General features: G+C 73.6%; 8 protein-coding genes. 5 read left to right on the top strand and 3 right to left on the bottom strand.

Features of this window, described 5'->3' with window-relative positions:
- Positions 1-178: 178 nt before the first annotated feature.
- The gene (locus ACFWZ5_RS41525) at positions 179-1,546 is read left to right on the top strand and encodes an MFS transporter (RefSeq protein WP_384803757.1); all 1,368 of its coding nucleotides are present in this window, start codon (positions 179-181) and stop codon (positions 1,544-1,546) included.
- 18 nt (positions 1,547-1,564) lie between these two features.
- Here ACFWZ5_RS41525 and ACFWZ5_RS41520 read toward each other — a convergent pair whose 3' ends face one another.
- From ACFWZ5_RS41520 to hmgA, 3 genes are read right to left on the bottom strand one after another with little or no spacing between them, the layout of a single operon-like run.
- Positions 1,565-2,758, bottom strand: coding sequence for a type ISP restriction/modification enzyme (locus ACFWZ5_RS41520; protein ID WP_384803754.1), 1,194 nt, complete (start codon positions 2,756-2,758; stop codon positions 1,565-1,567).
- A gap of 25 nt (positions 2,759-2,783) precedes the next feature.
- The gene (locus ACFWZ5_RS41515; RefSeq protein WP_384803751.1) at positions 2,784-3,533 is read right to left on the bottom strand and encodes a GntR family transcriptional regulator; all 750 of its coding nucleotides are present in this window, start codon (positions 3,531-3,533) and stop codon (positions 2,784-2,786) included.
- Between the two features lie 52 nt (positions 3,534-3,585).
- Complete coding sequence (hmgA, locus tag ACFWZ5_RS41510; protein WP_384803748.1) at positions 3,586-4,911, bottom strand: homogentisate 1,2-dioxygenase; 1,326 nt, start codon at positions 4,909-4,911, stop codon at positions 3,586-3,588.
- A gap of 125 nt (positions 4,912-5,036) precedes the next feature.
- Here hmgA and ACFWZ5_RS41505 point away from each other — a divergent pair, with 125 nt between their 5' ends.
- From ACFWZ5_RS41505 to ACFWZ5_RS41490, 4 genes are all read left to right on the top strand, one after another.
- Positions 5,037-5,690 (top strand): TetR/AcrR family transcriptional regulator, encoded by a 654-nt coding sequence (locus tag ACFWZ5_RS41505; protein ID WP_384803745.1) that lies wholly within the window; start codon positions 5,037-5,039, stop codon positions 5,688-5,690.
- An 86-nt stretch (positions 5,691-5,776) separates the two neighbouring features.
- The gene (locus ACFWZ5_RS41500; RefSeq protein WP_384803742.1) at positions 5,777-8,029 is read left to right on the top strand and encodes a molybdopterin oxidoreductase family protein; all 2,253 of its coding nucleotides are present in this window, start codon (positions 5,777-5,779) and stop codon (positions 8,027-8,029) included.
- A gap of 150 nt (positions 8,030-8,179) precedes the next feature.
- On the top strand, positions 8,180-9,655 hold the full coding sequence (locus ACFWZ5_RS41495) for a CitMHS family transporter (RefSeq protein ID WP_384803739.1): 1,476 nt from the start codon (positions 8,180-8,182) through the stop codon (positions 9,653-9,655).
- A gap of 6 nt (positions 9,656-9,661) precedes the next feature.
- The gene (locus tag ACFWZ5_RS41490) at positions 9,662-10,888 is read left to right on the top strand and encodes an MFS transporter (RefSeq protein ID WP_384892311.1); all 1,227 of its coding nucleotides are present in this window, start codon (positions 9,662-9,664) and stop codon (positions 10,886-10,888) included.
- Positions 10,889-11,031 lie beyond the last annotated feature (143 nt).

Here is an 11,031-nt window from a genome sequence, read left to right as displayed (position 1 = left end):
GAGCGGGGTCTTGGGCGGAGCCCCAGGAGAGGGCGGGTGGGTGGGGGAATCAGCCTGCCCGGCGTTTGAGGGCGAGGCGCGGAGCGCCGGATAGGAGGGGGCTGGGGGCGGAGCCCCCGGGCGGAACCCGGTCGTTTGACAGAGGCGGTGGGCGGCGCGTGCTTTTTAGCGTCGGCGCATGACTCCGCAGACCTCCGTGACCACCGCCCACACCCCACGTACCCGCTGGGCGCCCGTCGCCGTGATGGCTCTGGCCATGCTCATGGTCACGCTGGAGCTCAGCCTGTCCTCCGTGACGCTGCCCGCGATCGGCGAGGGACTGGGTGTCGGCTCCGCCGCCGCCAAGTGGGTCCTGCTCGCGTACGGGCTTCCGACGGCCGCGCTCGCGATCCCCGCCGGGCGCTGGAGCGACCTCGTGGACGTACGCGCGGTGTTCCTGCTCGCCGTGCCCGCGATCGGCCTGACCAGCGTGCTCGCGGCCCTCGCGCCGAACCTGCCCGTGCTGCTCGCGGCCCGGGTCCTGCAAGGCGTGGCGGGCGCCGTCGTCGCGGCGCTCTACATGCCGGTGGTCGCCGCGAGCGTCGCGCCGGAGCAGCGGGGCCGGGCCATGGGCTTCGTCGCCACGGTCATGCCGCTCGGCGCCATGGGCGGCGCGTCGCTCGGCGGGGCCGTCGTCGACGCGTACGGGTGGCGGCCGGTGTTCCTCCTGAAGCTCCCCGTCCTGATCGTGGTGGTGTGGCTCGGCGCACGGCTGATCCCGCGCGGCGACAAGGGCCTTGCGGCGCCGAGCCGTGCGCTCGTGGGGGACGGCCTGGTGCTCGGCGGCACGGTCGCGGCGCTGCTCGTCGCCCTCGACCGGATCGACGCGGACGCGCCGGTGGCCGCGGGACTCTTCGCCGCGGTGGCGCTCGCGGGCGCGGTGTGGTGGGCGCGCCTGCGCACCGCACGCCCCGTCCTCGGCCTGCTGCGCCGCCCCGCCGTGGGCCTTTCGGTGCTCGCGCTGTTCCTCAGCGGCAGCATCGTCGGCCTGTCCTACTTCCTCCTCCCCTTCTACGTCTCCGAAGTCCTGGACGCCGGAGCGTCTCTGACCGGGCTCGCGATGATGTTCTTCATCGGCGCGGTGGCGCTCACCGCGTCGTTCGGCGGGGCGCTCGCCGACCGCTTCCCCAAGCGCCTCGTGGGCGCGGTGGGCGCCGCGGTCTGCGGGGTGGGGGTGCTGAGCATGCTCACGCTCGGCTTGGACGCGGGCCTGTGGGACATCGGCTGGCGCCTCGCGGTGACCGGTGCGGGCCAGGCGCTGTTCGGCACGCCGGTGAGCCTGGCCATCCTGGAGGCGGCTCCGGCGGAGCTCGTCGGCACGGCCGGGGGCGTCACCAACACGTTCCGGACGCTTGCGTTCACCGTGGGCCCGGCGCTGGCCGCGCTCGCGTACGGGGTCGGGGGCGGGGGAGTGCCCGGCTTCCGGACGGGCATCGTGCTCCTCGCCGTGCTCCAGTTCCTCAGCCTGGCGGCGCTGTTGCCGACGGGACGCGGGAGCCGTGCCTAGCCTTCACGTGCCTGGCCTTCACAGGAGCGCGAACTGGCCCTCCGGGCCCTCCTCGTGGTGGTCCAGGACCGACGCCGGGCGCCGCGCCCGGTCCGGCACCGGGAGCACGCCCGCCGCGTGCAGGTCGGCCACGGTGACCGGGGGCTCCCCTCCGGCGTCGAAGGGGTCGAGCTCCGCGAGGAGCGCCAACACCGTGATCAGTTCGAGGAGTTCGGACGTCCAGGACTGGGGCCAGGCGCCGGGTCCGATCGCTTCGAGCGTTCCCGGCTCGGCCCGGTCCACGCGCCGCGCGAACCACGTTTCCAGGACCCGCACGCCACTGACCCGGAAGTCCCACGCCCCGGCGGGCACCGGCGAGACCACGCCGCCGTCGCCGACCCGCAGGGCCTCCTCGTCGGGGTCGTACGCGAGCTCCGTCGGCCGCGCGGGCAGCGGGGCGCGGACGTAGGGCCGCCGCCCGCCCGGCAGTTTGGGCCGCTCGCCGTCGCCGCGCAGCTGGAGCCAGAGCGCGCGCCGCCCGGCCTCGACGCCCCGCGCCCAGGCGCCCGCGTCGGACGTCAGCGGCACCACGGGGCCCGACGGGGACGACCGCGCGGCGACCAGCGTCCACGCCAGGAACGCCTCGGGCGTGACGTCCGTCCCGTACCGCCGGGAGAGGTGCGCGAGGAGCCCCGGCGCCACATTGGGCTCGGCGCGGCCGGGGCGCCGGAACAGCGGCCTGATGCGGCCGGGCCGCCCGGCGGGGGAGCGGCCGTCGGGCAGCAGCGCGGACGCGAGGACCGCCGGACCCGCGTCGGCGTCGGGGACGTACCCCTGCTCGGTGAGGAACAGCTGGCCTTCGCCGCGCACCCGCCACAGCTCGGGCCGCGCCTGGTCGATGAGCCGGTGGTCGGGGATCAGCCACTGTGCGTCGAAGGGGCCGTGCAGGACGCGGACGGGCTCCGGGCAGGGCCCCGTCTCGCGCGCGAGCCGCACCGTGGCGCCGCCGAAGCCGGGCAGTTGGGCGACCGCGGTGTGCAGGTTGCGCGCCCGGGTGGGGCCGAAGAGCGCTTCGCGCCCCTCGGCGTCGGCCCGGACGAACGCGTCCCAACGGGCCTTCAGGGACGCGGCGTCGGGCCCCATCGGCCAGCCGCGGCCGGGCCGCAGCGGCGCGACGGACCACGGCATGAGATCCGCGAGCGGCGGCGCTTCGTCGTGCGTCACGCCCGGCATCGTACGACGCGCCGACAGGCGGCCATCAGGTCGCGTCGAGCGTGACGGTGAAGGAGAACCGGTCCCCGCGGTACTGGATCCGGGCCACGTCGAGCGCCCGGCCCTCCGTGTCGTACGTGATGCCCGTGTAGTGCAGGATCGGGCTGAGGAGCGGGACTTGGAGGAGCCGGGCGGTCTCGGGGTCGGCGAGGCGGGCCTCCACCGTGTCGGTGATGCGGGAGATGGCCACGCCCACCACGTCGCGCAGGACCTTCGTCATCGGCCACCGCTCCAGGTCGGTGGGGTCGATGTGCTCGGCGAGGTCGGGGCGGACGTGGTTGCGGGCGTGGTTGGTGGGCTCGCCGGTCTCGGCGTCGCTGCGCAGGCGGTGGTACGTCGCCACGTCGGCGAGGTCCGGGAAGTGCTCGGCGAGTTCGGCGGGCACCGGCTCCCGGCCGTGGGACAGGAGCTTGGTGTCCATGCCGGACTGCTGCGCCACGATCGCGTCGACCGAGCCGAGCAGGCGCACCGGCGAGCCCCGCTGCGCCGTCGGCTCGATGAACGTGCCGCGCCGCCGGTGCCTGCTGATCAGGCCCTCGTCCTCCAGCTCCTTGAGGGCCTGCCGCATGGTGAGCACGCTGACGCCGTAGTGCCCCGCCAACTGCTCCTCGGTGGGCAGGCGCAGCGGGGCGTCCGGCGTGCGGCCGAGTATCGAGGCGCGCAGCGACTGCGACACCTGATACCAGAGCGGCAGCTTTCGGTTCAGGACGATCGAGTCCGGGGCGAAAGCGGTCACGTGGAACTCCGTACTTCCGATATGACGCGGACAGCGGCCGGAAGTGGTGGTACTACGGCCGGAAATGACGCTCCAGACCCTGCCACACGTCGTCGTAGGCCCGCTGCAGGTGGTCGGCGTTCGCGGCCTGCGCGGTGGCGGTGACCGGCCAGCGGGTCTCGAACATGAACGCGAGGCCGTCGTCGATCTTCTGCGGCTTCAGCTCGGCGGCGCTGGCCCGCTCGAAGGTCTCCCGGTCGGGGCCGTGCGCCGACATCATGTTGTGCAGCGAGCCGCCGCCCGGGACGAAGCCCTCGGCCTTGGCGTCGTACGCACCCTCGATCAGGCCCATGTACTCGCTCATCACGTTCCGGTGGAAGTACGGCGGCCGGAAGGTGTCCTCGCCGACCAGCCAGCGCGGCGCGAACACGACGAAGTCGACGCCCGCGAGGCCCGGGGTGTCCGACGGCGAGGTGAGGACCGTGAAGATCGACGGGTCCGGGTGGTCGTACGAGATCGTGCCGATGACGTTGAAGCGGCGCAGGTCGTACACGTACGGGACGTGGTTGCCGTGCCAGGCGACGACGTCGAGCGGCGAGTGGCCGTAGGTGGCGGACCAGAGGTTGCCGCAGAACTTGTTGACGACCTCGACCGGGCCCTCGACGTCCTCGTACGCGGCCACGGGGGCCTGGAAGTCCCGTGCGTTCGCCAGGCCGTTGGCGCCGATCGGGCCGAGGTCGGGGAGCTGGAAGACGGCGCCGTAGTTCTCGCAGACGTACCCGCGGGCGCTCTCGTCGAGGAGCTCCACGCGGAAGCGGACGCCGCGCGGGATCAGGGCGACGTGGCCCGGCTCGGCGTGCAGCAGGCCCAGTTCGGTGCGCAGGAGCAGGCCGCCGTGCTCGGGGACGATCAACAGCTCGCCGTCGGCGTCGCTGAACACCCGGTCCATGGAGGCGTTGGCGTGGTAGAGGTGCACCGCCATGCCCGTGCGCTGCGTCGCGTCGCCGTTGCCGCCGAGGGTCCACAGGCCCGCGAGCCAGTCGGTGCCGGGCGCGGGCTCCGGGAGCGGGTTCCAGCGCAGGCGGTTGGGGTCGGGGACGGACTCGGTGAACGGGGCCGTGCGGAGCGCGCCGTTGTCGACGCGCGTGAACGCCGGGTGCGCGGCCGAGGGGCGGATGCGGTAGAGCCAGGAGCGGCGGTTGTGGGCGCGGGGCTCGGTGAACGCGGTGCCGCTCAGCTGCTCCGCGTACAGGCCGAGGGGGGCGCGCTGCGGCGAGTTGCGGCCGTGCGGCAGGGCGCCGGGCACCGCCTCCGAGCTGTGCTCGTTGCCGAAACCGGAGAGGTAGCTCAGCCCCTCGGCGGTCTTGCGTGCGTCGTCCCTCGGGTGGTCCCCGTTCATGACAGCTCCCTCGGCTCCCTGGCCAGCGGTGTCTGGCTCATGATTCCTATGTAACACCGTAGGATTCGCGATTTCCCGGCGCAAGAGGGATCCATGAAATGTGAACAGTGCTCTACTCTCCCGGAATGCGCGACTCCCCGGAGCTACGCGGCCCGAGCCGCCCGGCCGCCCTGCGCCGCACCCCCGTGCAGCGGCGCAGCGCCGAGCGTCTGGCCCGGATCCTCGACGCCTGCGCCGCCCTCCTGGACGAGGCCGGCTACGAGGAGCTGACCACCCGGGCCGTCGCAGAGCGCGCGGGCGTCCCCATCGGCTCGGTCTACCGCTTCTTCGGCAACAAGCGCGCCCTGGCCGGCGCGCTCGCCCACCGCAACCTCGACGCCTACGCCCGCCGCGTCGCCGCGCGCATGGCGGGCGTGGCCCACGGCGACCTGCGCGGCGCGGTCGAGGCCGCCTTCGACGAGTACCTCCTGATGAAGCGCACCGTGCCGGGCTTCGGCCGCGTCGACTTCGGCATCCCCGCGGCGCCGGACGTCCTGCCCGACGCGAACGAGACGGTGGCCGACCGGGTCGCCCGGATACTCGCCGACCACCTCGGCCGCCCGCTGGACGCCCGCCTGCGCCGCACCATGCTCGTCAGCGTCGAGGCCGTCGACGCGCTGCTCCAACTCGCCTTCCGCGACGACCCGTCGGGGGACCCCGTGCTCGTCGAGGAGACCCGCGTCCTGCTGCACGCCTATGTCGCACGGGCGCTCGGCCGACCCCTGGCGGCTGACCCCTGACGATTGACCCTGGCGCTGTCCATACCGGTCGGTATGCTGGGGGCGTTCGCGCGCCGTCGCCGTCGTAGTCGTACCCGGGAGGGCTCATGCCCCGCACCGCCCTGCGTATCTGCCCGCTCTGCGAAGCCACCTGCGGACTGACCCTCACCGTCGACGGCTCCCGCGTGACCGGTGCGCGCGGCGACAAGGACGACGTGTTCAGCCGCGGCTTCATCTGCCCCAAGGGCGCCTCCTTCGGCGCGGCCGACGCCGACCCCGACCGGCTCGCCCGGCCCCTCGTCCGCAAGGACGGGCGCCTGGAGGAGACGACCTGGGACGAGGCCTTCGACGCCGTCGCCGCCGGGCTCGGGCCCGTCGTCGAGCGGTACGGCCCGCACGCGGTCGGCGTCGTCCTCGGCAACCCGAACGTGCACACCGTTGCGGGCGCCCTCTACCCGCCGGTGCTGCTCGGCGGACTCGGCACCCGCAGCCTGTTCACCGCGAGCACCGTCGACCAGATGCCCAAGCACGTCTCCAGCGGCCTGCTCTTCGGCGACCCGCTCGCCATCCCCGTGCCCGACCTGGACCGCACCGACCACCTGCTGATGCTCGGCGCCAACCCGCTCGACTCCAACGGCAGCCTGTGCACGGCCCCCGACTTCCCCGGCAGGCTCAAGGCGCTCCGCGCCCGGGGCGGCACGCTCACCGTCGTCGACCCGCGCCGCACCCGCACCGCCCGGCTCGCCGACCGGCACGTGCCGATCCGGCCCGGCGCGGACGCGCTCCTGCTCGCCGCGATCACCCACGTCCTCATCGCCGACGGGCTCACCGACCCCGGCGCCCTCGCGGACCACGTCACCGGACTCGACCAACTCCCGGACGCCGTACGCCCCTTCACGCCCGAGGCCGTCGCCGCCGCCTGCGACGTGCCCGCCGCCACCCTCCGCGCCATGGCCCACGAACTCGCCGCGGCGCCGACCGCGGCCGTGTACGGGCGCGTCGGCGCGAGCACCGTCGCCTTCGGCACCCTCACCTGCTGGCTCGTCGACGTCCTGAACGTCCTCACCGGCAACCTCGACCGGCCGGGCGGCGCCCTGTTCCCGCTCGCCGCCACGGGCCGCGCCCCGCGCCCAGCGGGCCCCGGCAAGGGCTTCGCGCTCGGCCGCTGGCGCAGCCGCGTGAGCGGACACCCCGAGGCCAAGGGCGAGCTGCCCCTTGCCGCGCTCGCGGAGGAGATCGACACCCCGCCGCGGGTGCCCGACAGCGGCCTCGGCGACAGTCCGATCCGGGCCGTCGTGGCGATCGCCGCCAACCCCGTCCTGTCCGCGCCCGACGGCGACCGCCTCGACAAGGCGCTCGCGGCACTCGACTTCATGGTCAGCGTCGACCCGTACCTGAACGAGACCTCACGCCACGCCCACGTCGTCCTGCCCCCGCCCCCGCCCGCCCAGAGCCCCCACCACGACTTCGCCTTCAACGCCCTGGCCGTACGCAACCAGGCCCGCTACACCCGCGCCGCCGTCCCCCTGGAGCCGGGCCGCATGGCCGAGTCGGAGATCCTCGCCAGACTCACGCTCGCCGCCACTGGGATGCACGGCGCCGAGCCGTCCGCCGTCGACGCCATGGTGATCGGCAAGACCCTCGGCAAGGCCGTCGCCGACCCGCACGGGCCCGTGCACGGCCGCGACCCCAAGGACCTCGCCGACCGGCTCACCGGCGACAGCGGACCCGAGCGGCGCCTCGACATGATGCTGCGCCTCGGCCCGTACGGCGACGGCTTCGGCGCCGACCCCGACGGGCTCAGCCTGGACCGGCTCCTGGCCCACCCGCACGGCATCGACCTCGGCCCGCTCGCCGCACGCCTGCCCGAGGTCCTGCGGACCCGCAGCGGCCGGATCGAGCTCCTGCCCGAGCCCATCGCCGCCGACCTGCCCCGCCTCGCCCGCGCCCTGGACGACGCCCCGGCCGGGCTCGTCCTCGTGGGCCGCCGCCATCTGCGCTCCAACAACAGCTGGATGCACAACGTCCCCGCCCTCATGGGCGGCTCCAACCGCTGCACCCTGCACGTCCACCCCGACGACGCGGCCCGGCTCGGCCTCGCCGACGGGAGCCCCGCGCGCGTGAGCGCCGACGGCGGTGAGATCACCGTGCCGGTGGAGGTCACCGACGCCGTCCGGCCCGGCGTGGTGAGCCTGCCGCACGGCTGGGGCCACGACCGCCCCGGCACCCGCCTCGCGGTCGCCGCCGCCGACCCCGGGGCCAACGTCAACCAGCTCCTGGACGGCACGCTCCTCGACCCGCTCTCCGGCACGGCCGTGCTCAACGGCTTCCCGGTGACGGTCACCACCGCTTCCCCGTGACGGCCGCTCCTCTACCAGCAACTTCTTGACCTGGAGTTTTGCGCTTATTGCTCGCACGTCAACACCTTGTTAACGCTCGACGGCGGGTCCTACCGTCATCCGCACCGCCAGACCTGGTGGCAGTTCGATGGTGAACGATAGGTAGCCCCCATGCTGACAATCCTCGGATTCGTCATGATCGCCACGTTCCTGGTGCTGATCATGATGAAGAAGATGTCGCCGATCGCGGCCCTTGTGCTGATCCCCGCGTTGTTCTGCGTCTTCGTAGGAAAGGGCGCCCACTTCGGGGACTACGTCCTCGAAGGCGTCGGAAATCTCGCGCCCACGGCCGCGATGCTCATGTTCGCCATCGTGTACTTCGGCGTCATGATCGATGTCGGCCTCTTCGACCCGATCGTCCGCGGCATCCTGCGCTTCTGCAAGGCGGACCCGATGCGGATCGTCGTCGGCACCGCCGTGCTCGCCGCGATCGTCTCGCTCGACGGCGACGGCTCCACCACCTTCATGATCACGGTGTCGGCGATGTACCCCCTGTACAAGCGCCTGAAGATGAGCCTCGTCGTGATGACGGGCGTCGCGGCCACCGCCAACGGCGTGATGAACACGCTGCCTTGGGGCGGCCCGACGGCCCGCGCGGCGACCGCGCTCAAGGTCGACGCCGCCGACATCTTCGTCCCGATGATCCCGGCCCTCGCCGTCGGACTCGTCGCCGTCTTCGTCCTCGCGTACGCACTCGGCCTGCGCGAGCGCAAGCGCCTCGGCGTCCTCTCGCTGGACGAGGTCCTGGAGCGGGAGCAGGAGCAGGAGACGGTGCTCGTGGGCGCCGGTGACGAGGCGGACGGGCGTGCGTCCCTGACGAAGAGGACTCCGACGGCGAAGACCGTCGGGGCAGCGGGCTCCGGCTCCGGCACCGACGCCGAGTCCGTCGAGAGCTCCGCCAAGGGCTCTGCCAAGGGCTCCGCCGACGACTCCGAGGACGACGGCTTCCAGGGGCTCGACCCCGACCGCCCGACGCTGCGCCCCAAGCTCTACTGGTTCAACGCGGCCCTCACCGTCCTCCTCCTCACCGCCATGATCATGGAGTGGCTGCCGATCCCGGTCCTGTTCCTGCTCGGCGCGGCCCTCGCCCTCACGGTCAACTTCCCGCACATGCCCGACCAGAAGGCCCGCATCGCCGCCCACGCCGAGAACGTACTCAACGTCACCGGCATGGTCTTCGCCGCCGCCGTCTTCACCGGCGTCCTCACCGGCACCGGCATGGTCGACCACATGGCCGACTGGCTCGTGAACGCCATCCCCGACGGCATGGGCGGCCAGATGGGCCTCGTCACCGGCCTCCTTTCGATCCCGCTCACGTACTTCATGTCCAACGACGGCTTCTACTTCGGCGTCCTGCCCGTCCTCGCCGAAGCGGGCAACGCCCATGGCGTCTCGACCATCGAGATCGCCCGCGCCTCCATCGCCGGGCAGGCCCTGCACATGTCCAGCCCCCTCGTGCCCGCCGTGTACGTCCTCGTCGGCATGGCCAAGGTCGAGTTCGGCGACCACACCCGGTTCACCGTGAAGTGGGCGGTGCTCACCTCGCTCGTGGTGCTCGGGGCGGGCATCCTCTTCGGCATCATCTGACGCCGGATGCCCGTCAGCCGCAGCGGTCCCCGGGCGCGGTGCGCCTCGCCCCGGGGCCCGCGCCGCCGCACTCCGTCCGGCAGGGGCTGGCTCCTCCGCCTCGTCATCGCCTTCTGCTTCGCGCAGGGGGCGGTGTCGATGGCCCGGCCCGCCGTCTCCTACCGGGCCCTGTCCCTGGGCGCCGACGAGCGCGCGATCGGCGTGATCGCGGGCGTGTACGCGCTGCTTCCGCTGTTCGCCGCCGTTCCCCTCGGCCGCCGCACCGACCACGGCCGCTGCGCGCCGCTGCTGCCCGTCGGCGTCGCCCTGATCGCGGGCGGCTGCGCGCTCAGCGGCACCGCGGCCTCGCTCGGCGCGCTCGCCGCGTGGAGCGGTGTGATGGGCCTCGGCCACCTCTGCTTCGTCATCGGCGCCCAGTCGATCGTCGCCCGCCAGTCCGCGCCCGCCGAACAGGACCGCAACTTCGGCCACTTCACCATCGGCGCGTCCCTCGGCCAGCTGGTCGGCCCGCTCGCCGCCGGTGCGGTCATCGGCGGCGACACGGGGCGCACCAGCGCGGTCGCCCTTGTGGCGGCGGCCGGTGTCGCGGCCGTCGCTTGTGGGTCGTTGTGGCGGATCGAGTACGTGCGTACGGCGCCGTCCGGCGTCGACGTCCCGGCCGAGCAGGACGGCAAGGTGCCGGTGCTCGGGATCCTGCGTACGCGCGGCGTACCCGGTGGGATCTTCATCAGCCTCGCCGTGCTGTCCGCCACGGACATCCTCACCGCGTACCTGCCCGTCGTCGGCGAGCACCGGGGCATCGCGCCCGCCACCGTCGGCGTGCTGCTCAGCCTGCGGGCGGGCGCCACGATCGCCTGCCGGCTCGTCATGACGCCCCTCATCCGGCTCGTGGGGCGCCGGGTCCTCATCGCCGGCACCTGTCTGCTGTCCGCGGCGCTCTGCGCCCTGGTCGCGCTGCCGTTGCCCGTGTGGGCGCTCGGCGTCACGCTGCTTCTTCTGGGCTTCTGTCTCGGGGTCGGGCAGCCGCTCTCCATGACCACGGTCGTTCAGGCGGCCCCTGCCGGGGCGCGGTCCACGGCTCTTGCGTTGCGGCTCACCGGGAATCGGCTGGGGCAGGTGGCTGCGCCTGCGGGGGCCGGGCTTGTTGCCGGGGTCGCGGGGGTGGGGGCGCCGTTTCTGACGTTGGGGGTTTTGTTGGGGGTGGCGGCGGGGTTGGGGGTGCGGGTTCGGTGACCTTGCCGGGGGCTCCCCACTGCATCCATTAGCGCGCTCCGCGCGCGGGCGCCCCTTCCCGAAACCAGGGGGCTCCGCCCCCTGGCACCCCCGAAAAGCAATCGGCCTCCGGCCTCGTCCTCAAACGCCGGACGGGCTGATTT

The sequence above is a fragment of the Streptomyces sp. NPDC059003 genome, assembly GCF_042740445.1.
Classification (GTDB): Bacteria; Actinomycetota; Actinomycetes; order Streptomycetales; family Streptomycetaceae; genus Streptomyces.
Note: the sequence above shows the minus strand (reverse complement) of the source record. Positions and strands in the feature narration are given on the sequence as shown.